At 37.9% G+C, this 26,701-nt stretch carries 25 protein-coding genes and 1 pseudogene; 7 read left to right on the forward strand and 19 right to left on the reverse strand.

Annotated elements, in window-relative coordinates; translation table 11 throughout:
- Positions 1–37: 37 nt before the first annotated feature.
- Positions 38–376: a nitrogen regulatory protein P-II gene (gene glnB, locus PX700_RS15760; RefSeq protein WP_002962211.1), complete on the reverse strand. Its 339-nt coding sequence runs from the start codon at positions 374–376 to the stop codon at positions 38–40.
- A 157-nt stretch (positions 377–533) separates the two neighbouring features.
- On the opposite strand from glnB, the gene PX700_RS15765 reads away from it, so the two are divergent.
- A complete protein-coding gene (locus tag PX700_RS15765; protein WP_479521221.1) occupies positions 534–1,085 on the forward strand; it encodes a GspH/FimT family pseudopilin in 552 nt (183 codons plus the stop codon).
- A gap of 79 nt (positions 1,086–1,164) precedes the next feature.
- Positions 1,165–1,695, forward strand: a complete 531-nt coding sequence (locus PX700_RS15770; RefSeq protein ID WP_415638359.1) for a GspH/FimT family pseudopilin — start codon at positions 1,165–1,167, stop codon at positions 1,693–1,695.
- 1 nt (position 1,696) lies between these two features.
- Here the strand turns inward: PX700_RS15770 and PX700_RS15775 are convergent, their stop codons facing one another.
- From PX700_RS15775 to murJ, 13 genes are all read right to left on the reverse strand, one after another.
- A complete protein-coding gene (locus tag PX700_RS15775) occupies positions 1,697–2,116 on the reverse strand; it encodes a type IV pilin protein (protein WP_415638358.1) in 420 nt (139 codons plus the stop codon).
- Positions 2,117–2,125: 9 nt separating this feature from the next.
- On the reverse strand, positions 2,126–5,347 hold the full coding sequence (locus PX700_RS15780; protein WP_479521222.1) for a pilus assembly protein: 3,222 nt from the start codon (positions 5,345–5,347) through the stop codon (positions 2,126–2,128).
- 1 nt (position 5,348) lies between these two features.
- Positions 5,349–5,852, reverse strand: a complete 504-nt coding sequence (locus tag PX700_RS15785; RefSeq protein ID WP_479521223.1) for a pilus assembly PilX family protein — start codon at positions 5,850–5,852, stop codon at positions 5,349–5,351.
- Positions 5,840–6,817, reverse strand: coding sequence for a PilW family protein (locus PX700_RS15790; RefSeq protein ID WP_479521224.1), 978 nt, complete (start codon positions 6,815–6,817; stop codon positions 5,840–5,842). Before PX700_RS15790 ends, PX700_RS15785 begins: the two co-directional genes overlap by 13 nt.
- Before the next feature lies 1 nt (position 6,818).
- Positions 6,819–7,379, reverse strand: coding sequence for a type IV pilus modification protein PilV (pilV, locus tag PX700_RS15795; protein WP_415638354.1), 561 nt, complete (start codon positions 7,377–7,379; stop codon positions 6,819–6,821).
- Positions 7,380–7,566: 187 nt separating this feature from the next.
- A complete protein-coding gene (locus PX700_RS15800; protein ID WP_415638353.1) occupies positions 7,567–8,268 on the reverse strand; it encodes a LytR/AlgR family response regulator transcription factor in 702 nt (233 codons plus the stop codon).
- On the reverse strand, positions 8,265–9,299 hold the full coding sequence (locus PX700_RS15805; RefSeq protein ID WP_479521225.1) for a sensor histidine kinase: 1,035 nt from the start codon (positions 9,297–9,299) through the stop codon (positions 8,265–8,267). The genes PX700_RS15800 and PX700_RS15805 overlap by 4 nt, the downstream gene beginning before the upstream one ends.
- Before the next feature lie 38 nt (positions 9,300–9,337).
- On the reverse strand, positions 9,338–10,267 hold the full coding sequence (gene ispH / locus PX700_RS15810) for a 4-hydroxy-3-methylbut-2-enyl diphosphate reductase (RefSeq protein ID WP_415638351.1): 930 nt from the start codon (positions 10,265–10,267) through the stop codon (positions 9,338–9,340).
- The gene (gene fkpB, locus PX700_RS15815) at positions 10,267–10,707 is read right to left on the reverse strand and encodes an FKBP-type peptidyl-prolyl cis-trans isomerase (RefSeq protein ID WP_002958231.1); all 441 of its coding nucleotides are present in this window, start codon (positions 10,705–10,707) and stop codon (positions 10,267–10,269) included. The genes ispH and fkpB overlap by 1 nt, the downstream gene beginning before the upstream one ends.
- On the reverse strand, positions 10,704–11,204 hold the full coding sequence (gene lspA / locus PX700_RS15820; RefSeq protein ID WP_007376920.1) for a signal peptidase II: 501 nt from the start codon (positions 11,202–11,204) through the stop codon (positions 10,704–10,706). The genes fkpB and lspA overlap by 4 nt, the downstream gene beginning before the upstream one ends.
- A 12-nt stretch (positions 11,205–11,216) precedes the next feature.
- A complete protein-coding gene (gene ileS, locus PX700_RS15825; RefSeq protein ID WP_479521226.1) occupies positions 11,217–14,045 on the reverse strand; it encodes an isoleucine--tRNA ligase in 2,829 nt (942 codons plus the stop codon).
- A gap of 5 nt (positions 14,046–14,050) precedes the next feature.
- The gene (ribF, locus tag PX700_RS15830; RefSeq protein ID WP_166419996.1) at positions 14,051–15,001 is read right to left on the reverse strand and encodes a bifunctional riboflavin kinase/FAD synthetase; all 951 of its coding nucleotides are present in this window, start codon (positions 14,999–15,001) and stop codon (positions 14,051–14,053) included.
- Positions 15,002–15,085: 84 nt separating this feature from the next.
- Positions 15,086–16,624: a murein biosynthesis integral membrane protein MurJ gene (murJ, locus tag PX700_RS15835; protein ID WP_479521227.1), complete on the reverse strand. Its 1,539-nt coding sequence runs from the start codon at positions 16,622–16,624 to the stop codon at positions 15,086–15,088.
- 295 nt (positions 16,625–16,919) lie between these two features.
- Between murJ and rpsT the strand changes: the two genes are divergently transcribed.
- The gene (rpsT, locus tag PX700_RS15840; RefSeq protein WP_002958225.1) at positions 16,920–17,180 is read left to right on the forward strand and encodes a 30S ribosomal protein S20; all 261 of its coding nucleotides are present in this window, start codon (positions 16,920–16,922) and stop codon (positions 17,178–17,180) included.
- Between the two features lie 76 nt (positions 17,181–17,256).
- On the opposite strand, the gene PX700_RS15845 is transcribed toward rpsT, so the two are convergent.
- The gene (locus tag PX700_RS15845) at positions 17,257–17,640 is read right to left on the reverse strand and encodes a response regulator (protein WP_415638348.1); all 384 of its coding nucleotides are present in this window, start codon (positions 17,638–17,640) and stop codon (positions 17,257–17,259) included.
- 657 nt (positions 17,641–18,297) lie between these two features.
- On the opposite strand from PX700_RS15845, the gene PX700_RS15850 reads away from it, so the two are divergent.
- Positions 18,298–18,543: a hypothetical protein gene (locus PX700_RS15850; RefSeq protein ID WP_007376914.1), complete on the forward strand. Its 246-nt coding sequence runs from the start codon at positions 18,298–18,300 to the stop codon at positions 18,541–18,543.
- 778 nt (positions 18,544–19,321) lie between these two features.
- Here the strand turns inward: PX700_RS15850 and PX700_RS15855 are convergent.
- The gene (locus PX700_RS15855; protein WP_415638347.1) at positions 19,322–19,468 is read right to left on the reverse strand and encodes a hypothetical protein; all 147 of its coding nucleotides are present in this window, start codon (positions 19,466–19,468) and stop codon (positions 19,322–19,324) included.
- A gap of 94 nt (positions 19,469–19,562) precedes the next feature.
- Entirely contained in the window at positions 19,563–20,483 is a 921-nt protein-coding gene (locus PX700_RS15860) for a 2-hydroxyacid dehydrogenase (RefSeq protein WP_479521228.1), read from the reverse strand.
- A 128-nt stretch (positions 20,484–20,611) separates the two neighbouring features.
- Between PX700_RS15860 and olsF the strand changes: the two genes are divergently transcribed.
- Together olsF and PX700_RS15870 are read left to right on the forward strand one after the other, a co-directional pair.
- The gene (olsF, locus tag PX700_RS15865) at positions 20,612–22,318 is read left to right on the forward strand and encodes a bifunctional ornithine lipid synthase OlsF (protein ID WP_415638345.1); all 1,707 of its coding nucleotides are present in this window, start codon (positions 20,612–20,614) and stop codon (positions 22,316–22,318) included.
- A 499-nt stretch (positions 22,319–22,817) separates the two neighbouring features.
- Positions 22,818–23,471: an OmpW/AlkL family protein gene (locus tag PX700_RS15870; RefSeq protein ID WP_479521229.1), complete on the forward strand. Its 654-nt coding sequence runs from the start codon at positions 22,818–22,820 to the stop codon at positions 23,469–23,471.
- A gap of 89 nt (positions 23,472–23,560) precedes the next feature.
- On the opposite strand, the gene PX700_RS15875 is transcribed toward PX700_RS15870, so the two are convergent.
- A complete protein-coding gene (locus tag PX700_RS15875) occupies positions 23,561–24,097 on the reverse strand; it encodes a thioesterase family protein (protein WP_166419989.1) in 537 nt (178 codons plus the stop codon).
- A 105-nt stretch (positions 24,098–24,202) separates the two neighbouring features.
- Between PX700_RS15875 and PX700_RS15880 the strand changes: the two are divergent.
- Positions 24,203–24,696: pseudogene (locus tag PX700_RS15880) on the forward strand (hypothetical protein).
- Positions 24,697–24,723: 27 nt separating this feature from the next.
- Here PX700_RS15880 and tyrR read toward each other — a convergent pair.
- Positions 24,724–26,280, reverse strand: a complete 1,557-nt coding sequence (gene tyrR / locus PX700_RS15885; protein WP_479521230.1) for a transcriptional regulator TyrR — start codon at positions 26,278–26,280, stop codon at positions 24,724–24,726.
- Positions 26,281–26,701: the final 421 nt, after the last annotated feature.

Raw genomic sequence — 26,701 nt, forward strand, 5'->3', positions numbered from 1 at the left:
TAGTAAGCGCCTTTTTACTGCATGTTAAGAAGTTACATTAAATAGCTTCTTCATCTTCTTCAGCAGTACGAATACGTATTACACGCTCAACATCAGTGACAAATATTTTACCGTCACCGATTTTTCCTGTTTGCGCCGTTTTTACAATAACTTCAATTGCACGGTCTACATCTTCATCAGTCAATACAATATCAAGTTTTACTTTAGGTAAAAAATCAACCATATACTCTGCGCCACGATATAGCTCTGTATGACCTTTTTGACGTCCAAAGCCTTTAACTTCGCTTACCGTCATTCCCGTAATACCCACATCCGACAACGCTTCTCGCACATCGTCTAACTTAAAAGGTTTGATAATTGCTTCTATTTTTTTCATATCGATTACTTTTGAAAACTCCAGTTGCCTCGATTTTAGACAATCATAGTGTTCATAGCAAACAAAGCGATTGAATTACGGTGATAAAACAATCAACCGTGATATAATTTTTTATTTAAGCGCTATAATTAAACGACTAGCAGTAAATGAGACTTATATGAAAAACAAACAAAACGGATTTACTCTTTTAGAACTCATGGTAACCGTGGCTATTGTTGGCATTATTGCCTCAATCGCACTTTGGAATAGCAGCGATATGCTAGAGGAAAATAGAGCTGAGAACTTTTTGTTGGAATTAAAAAGAAACATTGCATATGCCCGCTCTCAAGCCGCAAGCACTGATGAAATAGTTGTTGTATGTCCTACAGGACAAGGAAAAGTTAAAAACAAACAAGATACGTTCAACTGCAACGCCAAGTGGGATGTGAATAAGGTTATTGTTGTATTTATCGATGTTGATAATGATGGAAACTATAATAACGCTTCTGATACATTACTAAGAGCAATGGAAGAAATATCAGACAACGATAAGCTGTCGTTTGATGGTAGCGATCGCCGCTTACGCTTTAATACCAGTGGTAGAATTACAACAAACCCTGGAGACTTCATTTTTTGTCCAAATAGTACGAATAAAAATAATAAAGCGTTAACCGTATCACAGTCAGGTACAGCCTTTTACGTTGGCGATACAGACAAAAAATGTGATTAAAAAAGATACAATTAATATTGTCATATTTTTATCATTTACTATACTCAGCTAATACATTTTATAACTCAGGACTTCAAGGATGAGGGTAACAATATTAAAATCTAAGGGGGTAACACTTCTCGAATTAATGGTATCGATGGCCGTTATCAGTATTATCAGTCAACTTTCAGTGTGGTTTTATCCAGATTTTTTAGCGAATAATCGCTTAGATAACCACGTAAACCTTCTGCATAGAAACATTAATTACGGGCGACTTTACGCTATTGAAAATGGAACCTATGTCACTCTTTGTGCACTAAAAAACAGTCAATGTACAAAGGATGAGTGGGATGGCCAAATGTCGCTATTTATCGACAAAGATAAATCAACGACTCTAGATGATGACGAGTTACTCTTAAGTACTTTCGAGGATGTTCATGAAGCTGATACTTTAGAATACCCTCGTAGCGCCATTACTTTTCGCCCGGATGGGTCTTTAAATGGCTTTCAAAATGGGACTTTTCTATATTGCCCCAATAGTGATAAAGCCAATCTCGAAGGATTGGCTTTATCTGTAAGTCAAACTGGACGTATCCGTATTAAATCAACTGATAAGTGCCAGAAGAAGTAAATTAACGCCCCCAACAATATTCTACATCTGAATTACCTTTAGTACCTGTAGCGCCTTTGTAACCGGTGTCAGTAATTGTAATTTGCTTACAATCACCATCACCTTTGACCGGTCCAGCCACAGGTTTTGCGGTAATGGTAAATGTATTGTCGTCATCATCTACATCAATAGATAATTCAAAATGACCATTTTCGGTTTTGTCTTGCAACCCTAAATCAGTAAATTTCTCTGTATATTCCCTATTATCAACAAAATACTGCTCTTCCTTGTTTGCTGCATCTAATAATGCTGCAGCAGCTTCAGCTCTCGAAGCACGCTTTACATATTCTGTATAATTGGGCAATGCAATTGAAGCAAGTATGCCTACAATTGCAACGGCTATCATTAGCTCAATTAAGGTAAATCCTCGTTTATTTTTCATCTAATCTCCTTAATTATTAACTTCGTCATTTTCTTCACGCTTATAAATATATGTTTGTTGTGTTTTAAAGCCAAACCCTAAAGTATTATCATTAACTAACTTAATCTTGCCATTAACGACTGTTAAGCCTGGGCCCTTTATTTCAGGTGGCTTCATTGGATTTTCCGCATTTTCACCTTTAATACCAGGCCCTATTAAATAAAACTGGCTTTCTTGTGTTACGTCAACTAATGGGTTGTCATCACATTTACCATCACCGTTAGCGTCTACACATGAAGGGCCCTCACCGAAATATAACTGCGGAGTATCTGGTACATCATAACTCGTTGCAAATTTAAGGTCGTCATACACTTTAGTTCCATAATGTAAGTGAAACGCATATAAAGAACCGCCACCACCACTTAACGAGCATTGATTTTCTGTCGATATATCTGATGCAGGTGTAAAGCTTGTAAAGTATGCAACTCCTCCAACGACTGTTGCAGCCGCTAGTGACTTCTCCCCTACTCCCAGCTCATATCTCCAACCATTAAATTTAGCCAAGTCGACTTCTAGGTCTACAAAATCATCAACGTCATCGAGCGCATTACCAAATGGATCTGAATTCATTTTCATTAAATCAGCAGGCACAATAGTATCTGGTGCATTATTATTATACGATTTCGTAACCGTATTCTCATCTCTGATCATAAATAATTGATCTTTTTCATTGGTACCAGTTGGTTTTGAGCGATTACCGCTACCAATAATTATTGCATCATACGGTGTATCTAAGCGTGTCATTACAGTACTGCCATTTACTGTTGTTTCACTTACTTTACTATAAATTGTCCGTGCTACGAGTGGCTTATAAAAAAAGCGTCTGTCTTCGGTCGCTTTATTACTAGCAAGTTCAGCTAATTTAAAGTGACTAAACTCACTAGTATTACTACCTGGCATATCTATACGCCAAATGTCACCGCCGGTATCCGCAGCATAAATCCTGTCTATATATCCATCATAATCTGAGTCGAGCGTCGTTATATTAGCCGCAATACTGTGCTTACCTTTAAAGCTATTTATATCAGGTGTTAGTGCCCATACTCGTTTACCTGTTTCAGCTTCAACAATATAGATACCTCGCCCTACATCATCCGGCTCTTTAATTACCGCGTCTTTGTTAGTGTCATAACCAGCACCAAAAATTAATAAAGGCTTATCTCCAAATGCTTTAATGTAAGCAATTTGTGGTTTAGACCATGTTTGTGCAAGCTCTTTAAAATCGCCTTTACCACCTTCAATTGGATTATCCCATAATTTTTTAGGCTGATCGGGATTTGTTATATCGAGTGCATAGTAATTTTTACCGCCGCGACGCATTCCTGCGAATGCCCATACTTTGTCGTCGCCGCTAACATCAATAATACCGTCATTTAACCCATCACTATTTAAGTTTTTATTATTAAAATAAACACTAATTGGACCATCCATACCATATTTTTTTCCCGTTACTTTATTTCGTAATGGCTGAATAATACTGTACAGATCTGAGGGTATAAATGCCCAACTCTCAGACACTTCATTATTAGTATCATCGTCTTTAAACATATGTAAAAAGCCAGCATTAGTACCTATAAGGATACGAATATCATTATTACCGTAATCAAGTGCTACAGGCTTTGAATGAAGTGGATCCCCAAAAATATCATCTCTTTGATCTGTGGTATCGTTATCTTTATCTTCGTCATCAACATCAATACCCATAGCCCACCTTATATCTGAGCTAGATAAGCTGATCGGGTTATTAGTAACTAAACCAAGAATGTCACTCACTATCGATGTAGTAAATCGAACAATATCGCCTTGCTTATCTGTGTATAGTTTTCTTCTTTGTTCTGCGTTATTACCGCTCAAGGTGCTTAATTGATAATTAACACCACCTTGTGCTACTAAGTTTCCATCTGCTGATTTACCAGCCGGAAGCCAAAATGTTTTTGCATCAGTGCTTATCAAACCATTAGAATCGAGGGCTACGTTACCTATTGAATCAACAATATTATTACCAGATACTTTTAATTTTTTTAAGTTGCCGCCCCAGCGCGTATTTGTTTCTGGATAAAACATTGCAAAATAAATAGCATCTCTGCTACGGGTTTGATCCACGTTGTTACTAGCAACAGAAGGAGATGAAAAGCTATCATTTACTTCACGAATACGAGATATTGCACTGTTTAATGATTCAGAAAGTTCATCAGGCGTACTTGCTGGTAAATTTTCACCGCCGCCTAAAGAAGCAGCTCTACGCAAGAGTTCTTGTCCTTTCGCAGTCATTCCAGAGCCAAAACCGATGGTATAAAGACGTCCTGTTTCGTGGATATCCGGGGTGGATGGGTATAAATCAACAGTAATGTCACTTGTACCATGAATAATTTTAGCCATTTGGTGTAAGTAACTACTATAGTAATTATCTGAACTCCAATTTAATCCTTCACCAAAATATTTTTTATGTTCCGCACTAATTTGACCGTCACTATCATTATCGCCAGATGGATCACCATCCGTCATGTAAATGATATTTATCGAATTATCACAACGTTTAGCTTCTGCTGTACTATCTGCGAAAGGTGATATGTAGGTATAACTCGTTTGAGGTACATAATATGTATTACAAATCTGACGTTGATTCCACCAAGGCCCTGTCCAATAGCAAGACTGCTGCTCAACTTGGACGGTAGAAGTAGTTTCTACACTGGTATCACGCTCTAATATTGAAGCTTCTAGTCCGTATTGAACTCCTTGCCCAGTAATATATAAATAAGCTTCCCACAGAGTCTCTGTAAGCGGGGTCCCACCATCCGCCGGCAAAGATGCAACCGACGAACGTACAACTGATGAATCACTACCAACACCATTAACAATGTAACCACCTGTTGTACTTTTAAAGCGCATTAAACCAAAGTCGATAGTATCTTCGTTATCAGAAATTACTTTATTCATCGCAAACTGTGCAGCAATAAGACGACTATCAACACATAAATTATATAAGTTTAAAAAATTATTAAAACCACAGTCACCACCACTTGAAGATGAAAATGCCATGCTTCCTGATGTATCAAAAATCAATAATACGCGGGGCTTTTCTTCAACATCCACGTCATGATTAACATAAAGCTCTATATCTTCAGCATAAACTGACGTACTTATTGTTAGGCCAAGTAACGCAGCATACGTCTTATTTAATTTAAATTTCATATTAAATCCCCTTATTTATGCTAGCCATTTCTTGCGCTACACCTGTAACAATGGTTAGTTCATGCTTACTTTTAGAGCCATATTCTATAGTTGTAGCGACCTGTAACATATTGCATGATATACCCGCTGTAAAATTAAAACGTCGAGGGCACTCTAAATCAAGCGCGCCTTTATTTAAATTAACCATTTTACTTTGCATACCATCATGTGCTGCGATCACCATGCCTTCTTTATCAGAAGCTGCAATCGAAGTAACTTCATCTGGACTCAAAAAAAACTGATTATTCGCACCTTTATTTGCTTCATCAGAGATCATGCGTTGTACTTCTCCAATGAGTTCATTCTCGGCCACTTCGCGCTCTTGTGCTGCATTGGTAATTTTAATATCAATACTACTACTACTCATAAGAGTCACAGCTATACCGGTCACTGCAATAACCATTATTAAAGCTGTAATTAAAACTACACCTTGCTGTTTTTTTTGTGATTGCTTTAAATACGCCATAAATTAGATCCAATATTATTTAATCGAATAGTCGTGGTAAATACAGTACGCCTGAAATTATCGGTAAATGTTAATACACGCTTATCGTCATCTTCACCTAGTGTGTAAGTTTGATTTTTAATTTTAATCCCAGGGTCTGGTTGCAATGCGCGTATTAATAAAAAAACCTGAACAGTTAAAATACCTTTACGATTTTCCCAATCAGTGTGCTCCATACTTTTGATACTTCGGTATGTATCTACACGATTGTCGCTGTTTGTGTCGAGACCAAAAACAAACCGCATGTTTTCGACACCTTCCATAATAGTTTCTGTGGTGATACTTCCACCAACTAAGCGCTTTCTCATTAATGCAGGTACTGTCAGGTCCTTATTATTTACTTTATATGTTTGCTCTGAAATATAATAAACATGATGGCTATACGGCCAAATAGATGCATTAGCAGAACTGTCTGTAATTTCACCCCGCTTAAATTGAGCTCTCTCTTGCTCTGCTATAAAATAGTTTTCATCCGCTTTAGTTTCACTTTCAGTTAATTGGTCACCTTGTAAAAACTTTAACTGAATAATATCTGTACCTTTAACTGGACTAGTTACGCAGTTTAGTTCTTTTGAAGCATCTGCAACCTTCGCGTAAATAGTTCTAAAGTTACTTGCTGTCGCTAAATCAGGAAAGCTGCCGTTATTTAAACCCTCTGTACAATCAGCACCAGGATTCGATAACGATGTTGTATTGGCTGATGTAAAAGAATCATCATAATAAGTACCCCAAAAGCCAATCTGCTCAATATCACGTTGCATTATATTTATAGCTAATCGACCTGACTCCTGAAGTTCACCTATAGTCATTGTATCTTTAGTGGTTACTTTCATTCCTATATAGGTAAACATAACGCCGCCTAAAATTAATCCACCAATAAATAACGAAATCATCACCTCTACAAGTGTAAAACCTTTTTGCTTCATGTTAGCTCCTAAGGTATATATAACTAGTTAAAACAACTAAACGACGCTTTTTATCAGCCGTTCCACACTTTATAGCGCCAGTTGCATCATTTGCGTTAAACTCTTGTCGGCCTTGCCACGAAACGATTACTTCTAAATTAAATGCCTTACCACCTGAACCAGCAACTGCTGTAGGTGCAATACATACGGTAGCATCATCTAAAGATCCCGTATTTTCTCGAGCTCTTATAGCTCTTTTCCACTGTTCAAGATCTAGAGCTGCAACTTGAGCTGCAGTACAGGTATTAGTAAAACATGCTTGTGAGGTAGTCATTGCAGTTTCACTATCAAATGTTTGCGTGTATAGCACCGCTATTTGCGGAGTATCGTTAGCACGAATGCGCTGCATAATATCGTTACCAAGTGCAACGGCTGCTGCACGCTGCATAGAGTCAAAGCTCGCCTGCTTTGCTTTTGCTTGCAAGGCAACTGCACCTAACAAACCAAAACTAAGAATAATAAATGCAATTAACACTTCAATCAGAGTGAAGCCTCTTTGCATTTTTGTTTGAGATGATTGCATAGTAAAACCAAATAAAAATTATCTGATTTTAAGTTTATGCTATTTATTTGAGGAATCAATGAAGACTAAGACAAGCGGTTATATTTGTTGATAAACGGTTAATTAAATTTGTTCATTAAAGAAAGCTGTTGATAATTAAGCGTCAAATGTACTTAAATCAGAGGCAACTTAATCACAGAGTAAGCGCCTAAAGCTCATTTTTAACTAATTTTAGCTCGCGGCGACTCACAGGCAATAACTCGCTACATCCTTGCAGCTCAATAATATGATGCCCATTCCCTTTTGAATGCAAGGCTATTACTTTTTGTTTATTCACTAACGTATTGCGGTGAATTCGTAAAACATATGCGGGATATTGCAGCTCTAATTGCTTTAAGCTTTGCTCAAGTAAAGCCTCTCCACCTAAGAATATCATTTTGGTATATTTTTCTTCTGCACTAAAGTACAAAACATCATTTATATCAACACTACGTAGAGTACCCGCTAACTGATAAGATACTTTTATATTTTGCTGTTTTTGAATATGTACTTTATTTAAACGGCCTACTTGCTTAAGTACCTTTTGTAATGATTGCTCTGTAATAGGTTTAACTAAATAACCTGCAGCACTTAACTGTAAAGCATCGAAGGCATGCTCAGGGTGCGCTGTTATAAAAACAATAGCAGGCGGTAGGGTTAAACTATTGAGCTCATTAGCAACTTGTAAACCATTCATACCGGGCATATCAACATCTAAAAAAATTAAATCGGGCGTTTGCTTTTTAGCAAGTGCTAAGGCTTCATTACCATTACTTGCCTCACCTTGCACAACTATACTTTTATCATGTGCTAACAAACGGATTAAGCGAGATCTAGCCAGAGGTTCATCATCTACAATAAGTACATTCATACAAGGCTCCCAATTAGTTTAGGAATAACGACCTTAACTCTAAACACATCATTCTTAGTAGTAATTGTTAGTTGCGCTTTATTTTTATAGTAAATATTTAATCGCTGGCGAATATTTTCAAGCGCCATTCCGTTATTAGGCCTAGTTTGAGTATTAGTAATTGTTATAGGGTTAGAAACAATCATAGTTATATAGCCGGTAGTGATATGTAGCTCTACTTTTATCTTGGCACCATACTCACTTGTTTCAACGCCATGGCATACCGCATTTTCAATTAATGGCTGCAGGGTTAAGCAAGGAATACTTAGTGCTGGCAGCTCATTGGAGATTTGCCAATCAACCCTTAAACGGTTACCAAAACGCCACGTTTCAAGTGCGATATATTGCTTACTCAGCGTTATTTCATCCGCGAGTAATACGTTTTTTCCTGAGTGCATTGCAGCCTGCGATAAGGCGGCTAATGCTAGAATAGCTTGCTCTGCCGCATTGGCATCATGATGAGTTAATTCTGCAGCAGTGTTTAAACTATTATATAAAAAATGAGGACGTATTCTGGCTTGTAAGGCATCAAGCTCAGCACGAGATAGCGCCTTAGTTTGTTGCTCTTTTTCAAAATGAATTAATAAAAATTGGACAAATAAAGCTGCCAGTAAAGCCACTATAATACAATTACGGAGTGTAAAATAAATTAGATTATTTGTATCATCTATATCAAAGGCAAAATGAGAAAATAGAATACTAAAAATGCATGTAGATAATAGAAAAGAGGCAAAAAATAGACTTAACTGAAAAGCTTGAGTGCGGTTTTGTAAAAAAAAACGACAAAAATATAAAGAAGAAGTGCCGACTAAAACAATTAAATGTAAAAATATACTAATGATCCCAAGTCGAAGCCAAATATCTCCTTCTACATTAGGTGCAAAAGCTAAAACAATAGCAACTACTTGAGAAACGATAAGCGTGGCTAATACGCCTCGTTCATTAAAAAGAGCCGAAAAAAGCAAACCATCATTTTGAAGTGACTTGCTCATAACGACTCTCCTTTAATCTAAATGTTTAAATATTTAAATTAACGTAGCTCTACAGGAACAGCAAATACTATATTTTCTGCTTCGCCTGGGTTCTCAACAACCTGTGTACCACCTAGCTCTTTTAATCGGCTTATTACTTGTTGTACAAGTACTTCTGGCGCAGATGCTCCCGCAGTTACACCCACTGATTTAGAACCTGAAACCCACTGTTCTTGCACATCAGTTGCATCATCAATTAAATAGGCAACAGTGCCCATTTTATCTGCAAGCTCACGCAAGCGATTAGAGTTAGAGCTGTTTTTAGCTCCTACAACCAATAGCACATCTACTTTATCTGCCAAGTCACGCACAGCATCCTGACGATTTTGTGTTGCATAGCAAATATCATCTTTGCGCGGCCCATCAATTGATGGAAACTTGTTGCGTAGTGCATCAATAACATCAGCGGTGTCATCAACAGAGAGTGTTGTTTGGCTACAATAAAAAAGGTTTTCAGCATTTTTTACATCAAGTGCAATTACATCATCAACAGTTTCAACAAGGTAAATGCCACCGGCTGAGTTATCATATTGTCCCATTGTTCCCTCTACTTCAGGGTGACCATGATGACCAATTAAAATACACTCAATACCTTTACGACTCGCACGTGTGACTTCCATATGTACTTTAGTTACAAGCGGACACGTTGCATCAAATACTTTTAAATCACGACGTTTTGCTTCACTGCGAACCGCTTGCGAAACACCATGTGCACTAAAAATAACAATGCTGTCGTCAGGTACTTGATCAAGCTCTTCTACAAAAACCGCACCACGACTTTTAAGTCCATCAACTACATAGCGGTTATGTACTACTTCGTGGCGAACATAAATTGGCTTTTCAAAAATATCTAAAGCGCGCTCAACAATACTAATAGCACGGTCAACACCAGCGCAAAAGCCTCGTGGGTTAGCTAGTAATATTTCCATTAACCTTCCACCTCAATAATATCCACTTCAAACGTTAAGCGCTGACCAGATAAAGGATGGTTAAAATCAATCGTTACCGACTCACCTTGCACTTCGCGAACTAAACCAGGAAGCTCAGTGCCATCAGGTTGAGTAAACGCAATTATTGCACCTACTTTAGCTGGTGTTTCTGGGCCGAATTTACTGCGGTCAACGTAGTAAATATTATCTGGATTTGGCTGACCAAACGCATCTTCAGGCTCAAGTTCAAATGTTTTACTTTCGCCTGCAGTTAGCCCTAATAAACATTTTTCGAAGTTTGCCGTTAAGCTACCATCGCCCATTGTTAATTTAGCAGGCTTATTATGCACCTTGGTAGAATCAGCGGCAGAGCCATCTTCTAATTTAATAGAAAAATGGAAGATAACTTGCGAGTTTTCACCAATTACAGCTTGGCTCATGCTTTATGCTCCTTCGGACTCTCGCCGGTAAAGGCGTCAAATAACAATAATGCTGCGCCAATACAAATAGCGCAATCGGCAATATTGAACACAGGAAAATGTGAGTCTTTATAAAATACGTGAATAAAGTCGATTACATAACCATACGCAATACGATCGTATAAATTACCAATAGCGCCTGCAAGAACCAGTGCATAAGCACCGCACAGTACTTTGTTTGTTGCAGGTAAGCGTTTTAGCCACCACACAAGTAAAGCACTAATAGCAATGGCAATCGCACTTAAAAACCAACGCTGCCAACCGCCCGCTTCACTTAAAAAGCTATAAGCGGCGCCATAGTTATGTACATAAGTAATACTAAAAACAGGGAGTAAATTTATCGACTCTTGATAAGCCATAGTCCCTACAACAAGTGTTTTACTGGCAAAGTCTATTACTAAAAGTAATAGACTCAACCAAAGCCACACTAAACCACTTTTTTGGGCTAGTTTGCTCACTAAGAATAACTCCTAAGCGAATTGACGCTTTTCGCCTTCGCCGTCAACATTACTCACACAACGACCACAAATTTCAGGATGAGCAGGATTAATACCTACATCTTCACTGTAATGCCAACAACGCTCACATTTAGCAGCATCTGTTGCAGCAACACTAATGAATAAACCTTCAATTTCGGTAGCTTGTGTATCAGCAGGCTGACTATCAACTTCAGAAACATTTACAGCTGATGTTAATAGTACAAAACGTAGCTCATCACCAAGCGCATTTAATTTAGCGGCAAGCTCTTTGCCCGTGAATAAATTAACCGTAGCTTGAAGCGTTGCACCAATCACTTCTTCTTTACGTGCTGCTTCTAATAAACGGTTTACTTCGTCGCGCACTGTTAGAATTTCTAACCAGTCATCGTTGCTAAATTGGCTATTAGTTGGCGCTTGTAAGCCATCGTACCAAACAGACGTAAATACGTAGTCACTACGCTCGCCCGGTAACGCTTCCCAAATTTCTTGTGCGGTAAAGCTCATAATAGGCGCCATCCAGCGCGTCATTGCTTCAGCAATATGATAAAGCGCTGTTTGACAAGAGCGACGTGCATGGCTGTCACTTTTAGCTGTGTACTGACGATCTTTAATTACATCTAAGTAGAATGAACCAAGCTCACCCGTACAGAAATTCATTAGCTTTTGCGTTACTAATAGCATTTGGTAGCTATCGTAAGCGGCTAAAATTTCGTCTTGTAACTGTGCAGCACGACCAACAATCCACTTATCAAGTTCAACCATGTCATTAATAGCTACTTGATCTGTTTTCGGATCAAAACCATTTAGGTTAGCTAGTAAGTAACGGCTAGTGTTACGAATTCGGCGGTAACGATCAGCAGAGCGTTTAAATATTTCATCCGATACAGTCATTTCTGCTGTGTAATCGGTAGAAGCAACCCATAAACGAAGAATGTCGGCGCCTAGTTTATTCATCACATTTTGTGGAGAAATAACATTGCCTAACGACTTAGACATTTTGCGGCCGTTTTCATCAACAGTAAAACCATGCGTCAATACTTGGCGGTATGGTGCATGACCATTAATTGCCACTGATGTCATCATTGATGACATAAACCAACCACGATGTTGATCAGAACCTTCAAGGTATAAATCAGCTGGACCAACTAAGTCTTCACGTGCGTCTACAACACACGCGTGCGAAACACCTGAGTCAAACCATACATCAAGTGTATCTTGCACTTTCATGTATTGCTTAGCATCTTCTTCACCAAGTAATGTAGCTGGCTCCAAATCGTACCACGCTTGAATACCTGATTTTTCAACAAGCGCTGCCGCTTGGGCGATTAACTCTTGAGTATTTGGGTGAAGTGCACCTGTGTCTTTATCAACAAACAATGCAATTGGAACACCCCAAGTACGCTGGCGAGAAATACACCAATCTGGGCGGCTTTCAACCATGTTAGAAATACGGCTTTCGCCCCACTCTGGTAACCACTGCGTATTTTTAATCTCTTTTAAAGAGTCTTGACGCAAGTTAGCCTGATCCATACTTACAAACCATTGTGGTGTAGCACGGAAAATAATTGGTGTTTTATGGCGCCAACAATGTGGGTAACTGTGCGTAAGTGCATGATGATGCATAAGTGCACCGCGCTCTTTTAATACTTCAATTACGCTCGCATTCGCCTTAAATACATGCTGACCTGCAAAAAGTTCGGTATCTGGTAAATAAACACCATTTGCGCCAACAGGGTTAGCTACTTCAAGGTTGTAATTTAAACCAGCCACGAAATCTTCTTGACCATGCCCTGGTGCTGTATGTACAACACCGGTACCTGAGTCAGTCGTTACATGCTCTGCAACAATGACAGGTACGCTAAAATCATAAAAAGGATGGGCTACTTGTAAGTTTTCAAGTGCAGCACCTTTTACATAACCTAATACGTGAAAGTGATTAAAACCAAAGCGGTCCATTGCATCTTTAACAAGCTCAGAGCCTAAAATTAAACGTTGTTGTACGCCTTCATCTTCAACCTGCACCAATGCATATTCTAAATCGGCATGCACAGCTACTGCGCGGTTTGCTGGAAGCGTCCACGGTGTTGTTGTCCAAATAACAGTACCAACACTGCCTTCACCCTTGTGACCATCAGCCAAATCAAATGCACTAACAACAGCATCTTGATCATCAAAAATAAAACGTACGTCAATGGCTGGAGATTGCTTATCTTGGTATTCAACTTCAGCTTCAGCTAGTGCAGAGCCACAATCTGTACACCAATGCACAGGCTTAGCGCCTTTATGCAAGTGACCTTTTTCAATAATACGACCAAGTACACGAATTGCATTCGCTTCAAAGTCAAAGTTCATTGTTAAGTAAGGCTTATCCCAATCTGCAAATACGCCTAAACGTTTAAAGTCGACTTTTTGACCTTCAACTTGTTTTTTAGCGTATGCACGGCATTTTTCACGAAATTCGCTCGCAGTTACTTTTACGCCCGGCTTACCTACTTTCTTTTCAACCATTAACTCAATTGGTAAACCATGACAATCCCAACCAGGCACTAATGGTGAATCAAAGTCAGATAATGTTTTAGACTTAACAATAATGTCTTTTAATATTTTATTAACTGAGTGGCCTAAATGGATATCGCCATTTGCATACGGAGGGCCGTCATGCAAAATAAAGGTTTTTTTACCTTTCTTAGCGCTGCGAATTTGACCGTACAGGTCGTCTTCATACCATGCTTTAAGCATTTTTGGTTCACGTTGTGCCAAATTGCCACGCATTGGAAACGGTGTTTCCGGTAAGTTCAAAGTATGTTTATAGTCGCTCATTTATCCTACATTCCGTCTCTATCGGCTACCTGATTTAAACCAAAACACTGCTTAGCGGCAGCAACATCGGTTGCTATTTGCGCCGTTAATTGTGTTAATGTCTCGAATTTTTTCTCATTGCGAAGTTTTTTTATTAACTCCACATGCATAAATTGTCCGTAAATATCCTGTGCAAAATCAAAAAGATGAACTTCTAACAATGCACGAGTTCCATTAAATGTCGGCTTATTACCTACATTTGCAACTCCAAAAATCTGTTTTCCTGCAATCGTTGCTTGCACTGCAAACACTCCGTTAACAGGACACACTTGGCGTTTTAGGGCAATATTTGCCGTTCTAAAACCGAGTTCACGTCCTCTTTTCCAGCCGTGTATAACACGCCCAGAAATAGCATAATCGTGACCAAGCATTATTTTAGCACTTGCTAAGTCACCAGATGCCAAAGCATCTCGTATTAAAGTGCTGCTTACTCTAGCATTTAATTGACGAAAACTCGCGGTGCTTTTTACGTCCATGCCCGCTTGCTTGCCCATGCTGGCAAGTAAGTCAAAGTTACCTTGGCGCTGCTTTCCAAACTTAAAATCATCGCCAACAGTGAGTGCTTTAACACCTAATTTTTTAATCAGAATCTCATTAACGAATTGCTCAGCATGCATGTTTGCAAATTGCTGATTAAAGCTAATGCAAATAACTCGCTCAATACCTACATCACTTAATAAACGTAACTTATCTCGTAAGCGCGTTAATCGTGCCGGGGCATTATCCTTAGCAAAAAACTCTTGTGGCTGGGGTTCAAACAGCATTACAGTGCTAGGCAAACTATGTGCTTTAGCATCAATAAGTAAACCTTTTAATACTTCTGCGTGGCCTAAATGAACACCGTCAAAATTACCAATAGTTAACACACAACCAAAATGGTGTGGGCGAATATTGTGTATACCTCTAATTAACTCCATGCCACCTAATGCCTTGTTTAGCGAGCTATTAATTACGACTAAAATTTTATTAAAGCCGCAGAGTTGCCGATTATAATCTTTTTTTTAGTTTGATTCAGTAATTGCTACACTTTTTATCGTATTTAGTCTAACGCCCATCAAAAATAGCATTGCAAAGTAACTAATACCTGCCAAAGCCACTAGTGCTATTAATAAGATTACCTGCTGTGTAAAAGCCCATGCAGCCCAGTAATAGTAACTGCTCACAAACCATGTAACAGCTCCCATAACGATACTTGCAACAACACATTTAAGTGTAAAGCGCATGCTCATTGATGAAAACTGATACACATTTTCTTTTTTAAGCTGTCTGTATAGTAAAAACGCATTACAACTAGCCGATAGCGAAGTAGCAAGTGCTAATCCTAAATAACCAATGAAAGGAGCCAGCATAATATTAAATACCATATTCAACACTAAGGTAATAATACCAATACGCACCGGCGTTTTTGTATCTTGGCGAGCATAAAAGCCAGGAGCGAGTACTTTAATGAGCATGAAGCTCACAAGGCCTACCGAATATGCAACTACACCTAAACTAACTGCTTTAACATGATCAACACTGTCTTCTTTAAACGCACCGTGGTCAAACAACACGGTAATAATAAGCGGGCTGATGATCATTAAACCAATCATCGCCGGCAGACCTAAAAATATTACAAAACGCACCCCCCAATCGAGAGTATGCTGAAAGTCGCTACTTTTTTTACTGCTATGTAACTTAGAGAGCGCCGGTAAAATAACTGTCGCAATACCAATACCAAATAAACCCAGCGGAAATTCTATTAAACGGTCTGAATAATAAAGCCATGCGATTGAGCCCGTCATCAATAATGATGCAATCATGGTATCAAGCAATAAGTTAATTTGGCTGATAGATACGCCAAATAAAGCTGGTAGCATAAGTTTGCGTACTTTTTTTACGTTTTCGTCTTGCCATGCCCAACGCGGACGTGCCAACATTTTTGCACGGTATAAAAATGGAAGTTGAAACAATAACTGCACAACACCACCAATAAACACCCCAATTGCGAGAGAATAAGCACCCACACTAAATTTATCATGTAAAAAAATTGCACATGTAATAATAGAAATATTGAGTAGAACAGGTGTAAATGCAGCAACAGCAAAACGGTTATACACGTTCATCACCGCACCACTAAGTGCCACAAGGCTTACAAAAAACAAATAAGGGAATGTAAATTTAAGCAGTGAGCTTGCAAGTTCAAATTTTTCGGCATTAGGCCCGCCCTGCCACCAATCAATAAACCAGCCTGTGCCAAATAGTGCAGCAATAACAGGAGACGCAACAACACCTATAATAGTGACAATCAGTAAAATGGTTCCTAATGTGCCTGCTGCTTGTGCAACAAAAAGTCTGACCTTGTCGTCGCCTTGCTGTTCTTTAATTTCACTCAACACGGGGACAAATGCTTGTGCGAATGCACCTTCTGCAAATAAACGACGTAAAAAATTAGGAATACGGTTAGCAAATAAAAAAACATCAGCCGCAGCACTTGCACCCAATAAATTAGCAACAACAGCATCTCGAACGAGCCCTAAAATGCGCGATATCATAGTCATACAACTAACAATCATACCGGAGCGAAATAAACCTTTTGACACCTTAAACCTACTCAAAAATCCTCAAGATAGGCAATTATGCCACAGTCTTTTTTATAAATCGCTTTAAAGCACTAGGCTGAGGGTCTGTGCTTTGTTACAATGTCGGTATTAACTGCTAAAGCGGCAAATTGATGCTCGTTATATGGTGCAGTTTTTCTTGGATTGTTAAATTTAAATTGACATCCATGATAGAAACAGGCATATTCCACGGCCTTTAATTTAAGCTTTATTTTAAGATTGTTAGGAGCAAACCTTGGCTAACATCAAGTCTGCAAAAAAACGCGCTATCACAAGCGAAAAAAACCGTCAGCACAACGCAAGCCGTCGTTCAATGATGCGCACTTACTTCAAAAAAGTAATTGTTGCTATTGAAGCGGGCGATAAAGAAGCTGCACAGCAAGCTTTTTCTGTTGCTACACCTATCCTAGACCGTTACGCAACTAAGGGTCTAATTCACAAAAACAAAGCAGCTCGTCATAAGAGCCGTATAGCAGCTAAGATTAAAGCTCTATAATTTGTTTTTGATAGAATATAAAAAACCGGCTTTTGCCGGTTTTTTTTTATTTAAATTTTAAATATACTTTTCGTTATTAAACATTTTCTAAATCTGGATAAAATTTCTTAAGCATTGCCGCTATTTTTTTAGGTGTAAATGGCTTTACTACAAACCCCTTAGCGCCTTTATCAATTGCATCCTTAACATTTTCAATACCTGAGTGTGCAGATACCATCACCACATTTGTCTCTGGACTTAATTCATTAATTTGTGCAATCAAATCTTTACCATCGCCGTCCGGCAATTCAATGTCTAAAAAAATAATATTATAATTTGCAGCTTGGCACTCACTAATACATTGCGAGGCAGTAGATGCTTCCTTTACGCTCTCTATCCCTAAGTGCATGAGCGTTTGACTCAAAAAGCTACGCACTGTGCTAACGTCATCTACAATTAAAATTGATAGCTGCGTATTCATCTTTATTCCTCGTAGGCTGTAAGCTAACTTTAAGTTATCATATTAATTAGCTTAGTTTATAAATTTACTCATTTAATTATAGAGACCTTCAGAAAAAAGGCCAGATTTGCTTTATGTCTAAAACACCAAATAAACAGTCGTTGCTAGGTAAAACACCCACAAAAAAGAAAATCACAGCGCCCTAGTCAGCGCCCTAGTCAGCGTCCTCTAGCTACAGAGCTAAATACTAAAACAAAGAATGATACAAACCAAAAAACAAAGTCAAAAAAGGGATTATCTATATCACTCGCTGTCGTTGCTGTAATAATTTTAGCCTTTCCAAGACCAACCTTGCTCACCTATAAAAAATTAGGGATGGTAAGTGAAAATGTTTACTGACGTGGACTCTTTGCCAAAGGGGCTACTTTAATTGTTTCAAACTTAATCCCACCTATGACTCTAGCCATAACTCCTTTTATTTATGCAGTGATTTACAAAAACCAGAGAGCTGCTAAAAGTATCAAGTAATTGCTGATAATGGTTTGTTTACAGTAATAGGTAGTCACTTTTATCATTAAAAAAACTAATCTGAAAATTTAAAATTACTTGGTTGAAAGGTGTGCAAAAGATCAACATAATGGCGCTCCTTTTTTCAACAACTGAACTATTGAAACGACCATGCTAAACGAGCTAGATTGGCTTTTAAACACGATACTACTTGCACTAGGTTTAGGTGCATTCTTTATTAACCAGATAACACTGCTGCGCGTTGCCGCTATTAGTGCATGTGGTTTACTATTCCTATCATTTAGCTTAGATCTTATGTCGTCGAGTGTTATTTCAAATATGAGTTTAGTATTGATCAATACTTTTTACTTGTTTAAAGTTTATACATTTGGGCAATTTAACGTAACCCAAAGTTAACAACTTTTCCCTAGAATTTTTAATAGCCCAGCAATGCTGGGCTTTTTTGTTAAAAGCTTAAAGATATTAGAAGGTACTTTGAACTAAAATAAAATTTAACTCATACATTTTTTATAGAAATTATTACTTCTTTATCTGGATGTTACTTATTTTTATCTTCCGCAGAAAATATTGTAACTGTTATATCAATTAGCTTAATTAAGTGGCCTATTTTTGAGGCTGTAAAATCGTGTCGATAGTAAGGCGAAAAAGTCGTTATTTAGTTGTTCTAAATGAGAAATTTTAATACGGCTATCGTTTGGTTTGCTCCTAAAATGATTCAGTTCTAGGCGTAAATTGATGTAAATGGTTGTTCCCTTTGCGCAATTTACAACAAAGAAATAGGTTGTTTTAGCAAGTAAAATAGATCAGCTATTTATTGGAATAGGTATTATCGTCACAAATAAAAAAACACGATAATAAAAATAAAGTATAGGGCACAAACCTTAAATTCTGATGGCCAATCTCTTTGGTATACACGAATGACATCATATAATTTACAATCGATTGCCACCAATTAGGCGTATGCTTTGTATTGATACACCATGAGATTGAAAGTAGGAATAAGACTGGAGATCTAGATAATACAATAATAAATGGCTAAAACAGCTACCTGCTTTTTTAACCACTTATACAGTGCAAATCGATACTGCGGAAATGATGATGCTAGGGTCTTATATGCCAACAAAAATAGCGACTAGTAGAGACACTAAAATCGGTAAATATATAATTAGCGAGATTAATCTTCTATTGTTAATTCACTTTGGGTATGTGTTTTAGAGGGAGTATCTTCTGCATTAGCTTGATTAAACCAAGCTGAAACACCGAGTATAATAATTGAAATGACTACTAAGCTTAATTTCACACCATTTTGACTTGACTTCATAAGACCCTCTTTTATTTTTATTAATGAGTACACCTTCAGATTAATAAAAATTACATATGTTAACAAGTTATTTTTTAAACTAATTAGCTATCAGCTAATAACCTTTAGTTCTATTTACTCGATTATTAAGTACTAAGCCCTTATTTAAGCGTTCAATATTATCGGCTATTTGATCTATAACGCTATTTAAATCAGAAAGCGCCGCGCAATGTGGCGTAAGCGTTATTTTTGAGTTCGTCCAGTAAGAGTGGGTCTGTGGCAATGGTTCCTCATCAAACACATCGAGTGTTGCAGCGCGTAAGCTCTCGTTATTTAATGCATTAAGTAGGTCTTGTTCAATAACATGAGCGCCGCGTGCCACATTAATAACAACAGCATGTGAAGGTAACTTTGTGAGCATTACATGATTAATAATACCTATCGTCGCTTTTGTAAGGGGTAATAGGCATACAAGGTAATCAACCTCAGGAAGCATGCAATTAAGTCCTTCATCACCATAGAAAATATCGACATTAGTGCTATTTTTATTACTTTGCGCCCAGGCACTTACCTTAAAGCCATTATTTATAAGCTTTTGTGCACATGCTTTACCTAGTTCACCAAATCCAAGTATTCCAACATGTTTATTACTATATGCTCGTTTTGGCTTCCATGTTTGCTGCGTTTGTTTAATGTAATACTCTTTTAAACGTAACTTTTGCGCTAGTATATGGGTAAGTACATACTCGGCCATATCTTCAGCCAATTGCTTATCAACAATACGTACTACTTCAACACTTTCGTCGAGTAGTGTTAAATCTATACTATCTACACCAGCACCAAATGACGACACAGCCTTTAAGTTAGTTAGCTGCGGCCACATAGACTCTGGCGCTTTCCATGCAAGTACAAAATCCACATTATTTGCGTTTTTACAATCAGGCCACTGCTCTATCAGTGTATTTGGTAATCGCTCTTGTAACTTCGTTATTAGCTTTGTGTTGTCACGCCCCGTTATAGCCACCAATACCGACATAAATTCTCCTAGCAATAAACAGTTTATAAGTTAGCACTTTAAAAAGTCACACTACTGCAAAGTAACTGTCACACCCTTTTTTTAATCTACATGTATGGCGAATAGGCCAAACGGAATATGAGGTTAATATGATAAGTGTTGATAAAGTAATTGCTGCAAACTTACCACAACTAGAGAACTCTCCAAAAGTAAAAGGTTTAGTAAAAAAAGGCTTAGGCTACTTATTGCACGAACGAGAATTTGTTGCCTTTGGTGATGCCTACCCTCATCTACAAGGATTAGAATTTGTTGAGCAAGTACTTGATGAACTCAATTTTGATACACGCTATAAACCTAAACAAATAGAGCATATTCCTAATGAAGGTAAGCTTGTTATCGTTGCTAATCATCCTATTGGATCATTAGATGCTTTAGCACTCATTAAAGTAATTTCAACGCTAAGGCAAGATTTAAAAGTAGTGGCAAACCGCATGTTAATGTCGGTTACCGCAATGCACTCACTTTTACTCCCTGTAGATAACTTATCAGGCATGAGTAAAAAACAAGAACTTAGTAATATACAAAACCATTTAAAAAATGAAGGGGTATTACTTATATTTCCAGCCGGAGAAGTATCGCGATTAGGGCCAATGGGCATTAAAGACTGTAAATGGAATAGTGGCTTTTTACGTATGGCCAAAAAGGCTAATTGCCCTATTTTACCTATTTATATTAAAGCCAAAAACAGTCCACTTTTTTATGGCACATCGATGATTTATAAGCCGCTAGCAAGTTTACTATTAGTGGCTGAAATGTTTAAGCAGCGCCAAAAATCTTTAGAGTTTGAAATTGGTGCTTCTATCCCTCCTGAGTCTTACTTAATAGAAAACCTTAAAGATAAAGAAGTTGTAAACCTTATACGCAAACAGCTTTATAGGCTTACCACTAAAAAAGCCTTGCCGCTTAAAACACAAACCCCTATTGCGGTTCCTGAGTGCAGAAAAGATCTAAAAAAAGCAATTGAGCAATGCAAACTTCTTGGCAAAACACAAGACGGTATGCATATTCATCTATATCAATATACAGGAAGCTCCCCTATTTTTAGAGAGCTTGGGCGCCTTAGAGAAATTGCATTTAGAGCGGTAGGCGAAGGTAGCGGTAAACGCCGTGACATAGATAAGTACGATATGGATTATCAGCACCTTGTATTGTGGGATCCTATGCAACTAGAACTAGTTGGTGCTTACCGATTAGCCTGTGCACAAGACATTATAAAAAAACATGGCCGCGAAGGTTTATATACCGACAGTTTATTTACTTACACTGATGCTATGACACCCTATCTAAAACAAGGAATTGAGCTTGGTAGAAGCTTTGTACAGCCTAAATACTGGGGACGTAAGAGCCTCGACTATTTATGGTATGGCATTGGCGCTTTTATAAAAAACTATCCACAGTACAGATACTTATTTGGCGCGGTAAGTGTATCAAACTCTCTGCCTGAGCAAGCAAAAGCCATGCTCGTTTATTACTATCAGCATTACTATAAAAGTGGTATTGAATTAGCTACGCCTAATAATGAGTTTAAGTTAACTGAGCAACAACTAACCCAGTGCCATACTCTTTTTAACGGAGATGACGTTAAAGAGGATTTTGTAGAGTTAAAACATGTGTTAGCAAATATGAGTGCTCAAGTGCCTACTTTATTTAAGCAATACACTGAACTTTGTAAACCAGGTGGAGTGCAATTTTTAAGTTTTAGTATTGATCCCGATTTTAATAATTGTATTGATGGATTGGTATTAGTCGATCTTGAAAATATAAAAGAAAACAAAGCTAAACGTTATTTAGAATAACTATTAATAAGTAATGGCCAATTCACCGAGTACTTTGATAACTGATAAAGTACTCGGTTTATATTTAGGGTCTGTTGATCTTTGCAGATTAAAATTCGTTCAAATTAGGGGCTATTTAATTCCTAAAATTGATTAGGTATTATTACAGATTGGTATAAACACCTGCTTAATAGCATTTTTAATCTTCTAAAGCTTTTTAAGTACTCATCTCTTTTAGTGCTTTTAAAATTCTGATAAAAAATACTTTGTTGTTTATTCAAGAGCCTTTGTTAAAACGCGAGTTTATGACTAAGCAATGCCTGCCTTAATTTATTCATGTGACTGTTAATCAAATACATATGTCAATCTTTACAAAAGCAGAACGTCACTAAAATTAATCTAAATCAATAAAACACTTCACAAGGTTCAAACATTTTTGAAACTTTGATCTAGAACAGGTTTTCATATTTATTCCTCGGTAATAATAGCGCCAATCAAACAGTAGTTCTTGGAGAACAACATGAAAACTCAAATTAGCATCGCATTATTAACCTCTTTATTAGCACTCTCTCCAGCTGCACACGCTAACTTTAGCGTAAATGTTGGCGCCATTAACGTAAACCCTGATAACAGTAGCTCAGCTATTAATGAAGCACCTACGTTGGGCCTTAAAGGTGATTCTGATACTCAAATGGGTATCACCGTAGATTATGCGTTTAACGATCAATGGGTGCTAGAGTTAATAGCAGCAACACCGTTTTCACACGATGTGAATGGCACTGGCGGTTTAGCCGGCAACAAAATTGCTGATATAAAACAACTTCCTCCTTCATTAGTTGCGCAATACCACTTTTTAGATACAAGTTATGCGCTAAGACCCTTTATAGGCGTAGGCATAAACTACACCGCATTTTTTGATGAGCAACCTTCTCAAGCACTTAAAACGACGCTAGGTACAGACGATGTAGAAGTAAAATTAGATGATTCGTTTGGCTTTATGGCTCAGGTAGGTGCTAACTATAAGATTGATAAAAATTGGGGTCTACACGCCATGGTATCAATTATGGATATTGACACCGACGCCACTGTTTACGCTAACGGTGAAAAAGCACTTACATCAACGGTTGAACTTGACCCAGTTGTTGCTATGTTCGGTGTTAGATACAGCTTTTAAAGCATCTAACAAAGCCATGCGTAGTTAACCAATTTATAATGTGTGTTGAAAGGCCGAAAGGCCTTTTTTTCATTTGTAAAAACTATAAGTTACTTGGGTAAGTTACTTAACTTTTTCTGTTCTAGCATTTCTTTCCAGTGCATAACTTCACTTGGCAATATAGGTGTTTGTCCATCAAAACCAGCAACTTCAAGCATTTCTTCAATACTTATAATACCTTTTTTACTTTTAAATACACCGCGTACATAAGCTATAGCATGTAGGCCACGTTCTGAATGAAACTTTTGCTCAATATAAAAGTATTTATGATCCCAGCCAACTAACTTAGTACTTATTGTATATCGCTGCATAGGTTTAATATCGCGGATATAAGTAATGGCAGTCGCATTAACAATCGGAAACCAACGCCGCTTCATTATTTGCTTTAGTAAGCCAACTCGTTCAGTCATCCACGTGCGAGATAAATCCATCATCGCGAGATAACGTGAATTAGTTAAATGTAGATTAATGTCGCAATCAGTAGGTAAAGCTTTGTAATCAATGTCTACCGTATCAAGTAAATTTTGATATTGCGTGTTTCGTTTGATTTTAAAAAACAGTAATAAAAGTCGAATATATAAGTTCACAAAAAAGGTCTTACCAGTTAAATTTATTCGAGTGTAGCATAGCCCCCTGCGAAGACGAATATTCTACTTTAACCTTAAATCGTTATTATAATAAAAAGATAACTCATGAAATCAAAACTAAAAATTATCACTGCGCTAGTTTTATTAATACCTAGTTACAGTGCATTTGCCGACTTTTCACTACCAGGTAAAGGCTCTGTTACCTACCCTACAGGTGTGGTAAAAGAGTTTAAATTTGGTTTTGAATGGCAACAAAAAGCTGAAAAACTCACTATTGGAGCTAAGAGTTACAACATGGAGCAATTCCTAGCTCTTATTCAGTCGCTATCACCCTTTCAAATGATGACAACCAAGTATGGGTGCAATAATTTAACAATGGATTTATTAAAGAGTTTGAATGGCAAATTGGTGGGCATAAAGTCACTTTAAAAAAACAGCAATTTAGCGACCCCGTAAAAGGCGATTATGTGATTGAGCTTAATGGCCGAAGCTATTTTTTCACTCGTAATAACGCCAGCATTGTAATGAACTTTAACGAAGAAGTTATCGAGACGATTGCAATTGATGGGGTAACAAAAAATATGGGCACTAAAAATTAGCCCCATATTTTAATTGCTTTATGTCAATTACACTTTGACTGTTTTTCGATTAATGCCGTAATCACGTAACTTATTAGCGACAGCCGTATGACTAAGGCCTAATCGTTTAGCTAACTGGCGTGAGCTTGGATACGCTGGATAGAGTTTACGGAGTAGAGTCGCTTCAAAACGTTTAACCGCTTGATCTAGTGAGCCTTCAAAATCAGACTCTAAATACCCTAAATCATGGGTAAAAGTGGGTAACTGTAAATGCTCTACGCGAAGCTCGCTATCATCTAGTAACGACACTGCACGGTAAATTGCATTTTCTAGCTGACGAACATTTCCTGGCCACGGATACGCTTGTAAAAAGCTCAAGCACTCTTGTGATAAAACAGGAATTGCATGACCATTTTGTTGCGCGTACTTTTGAATAAAGTGCTCAGCAAGTGGTCCTACATCTGCCTTTCTATCTCTTAGTGGCGCAATTTCTAAAGTAAGTACATTTATACGGTAATATAGATCTTCTCTAAAAACCCCTTCTTGTACCATTGCAGGCAAGTCTTTTTGAGTAGCTGCAACAATACGTACATTTACTTTAACTTCGTTCTCATCGCCTACTTTTCTAAATGTGCCATCTTGTAAGAAGCGCAGTAACTTCGTTTGTAGTTGAGTCGACATTTCGCCAACTTCATCTAAAAACACAGTTCCACCATCGGCTTGCTCTAATACACCACGCTTTGGCGCTGCATTTTCTTCGTATCCGGCATAACCAAATAATTCAGACTCAGCAACATCATCGGGAAGCGAAGCACACGACAACGCAATAAAAGGTTTAACTGAGCGATTAGATGCGTAATGACACGCACGAGCGAGTAGCTCTTTACCTGTCCCAGTTTCACCGGTAATCAAAATAGGGGCTTCTAGCTGGGCCATTTTGCGTGCTTCGCGAACTACTCGGCGCATTGACGTACTAAAATTATGAATAGTCGCAAAGCTTTCTTGCCCGTAACGCCTAAATGCACTGACTTGTTGTCCTAAACGACTTTGCGATTTAATATTAATAACCGCACCCGCAAGCACATCACCTTCACTACCTTGTGGTACTGCAATTGGCAAAATATCTGCAATAAAATCCTCACCAGCGACTTCAACACGTGTGGTTTGCCCAAGCACTTCTTTACCCTCTAACCAACGTGTAAAGTTAAAGCCTTTAAGTAAGTTATTAATATTTGCACCAATAACCTCTTTTTCAATTAATTGTAAGTCTTTACATGCTGCATCGTTACATAAACGTACCCAGCCTTTAGCATCAATAGAGATGACTCCATCAGGCAATGCACGTAGTAAAGTATTTAATTCGTTATGTTCACGCTCAGAGGGTAAAAATGCAGTAGTACGCACGTCATGTACACCGTCGATTAAACGTATCGATGGCATAATTTTTTGGAATTGTTCAAATTCAATTTCAGGGAAACTCACATACATACGACAATTAACAGAATCGACTTCGATTCCTTTTAAATCAACGCTGTAGTTAACTAGTATATTAAGGATTTCTTGGGCAATACCAATTCGATCAGCACAGTGAATATCTAGACGCATACATCCTCAAAGAAGGAAAAACTATATTAGCCGAATAATACGCTATGTCGCTTTGAGAAGGTAGCTTATTGTAAACATTTTTGGACAAAACAGAGTGTTAAATCCTCTGCTCTGGAATATAATGAAGCAAATAAAAGCAGTACTGATATTTATAATTTAGCTAAATCAGTACTGCTTTCTGAAGGTTTAGTATTTAATTACTTACCTGCGGGTAGGCTGACCAATCACCATCATCTAGGGTCTGTTGACCTTTGCGGATTAAAATTTGTTCAAACTAGGGGCTGTTTAATCGCGGCGCGAGATTTGTAACCTAGTGGGCTAAGTAAAAACCGAGCAAAGCTTCCGCGTCCTGCTCACGCCCCTTACCTGCATCCATGTAGGCAACAAAGAGTAAATAACCCCTAGGACGAACCAGTAGGGC

Source organism: Pseudoalteromonas sp. TP27 (assembly GCF_056470645.1).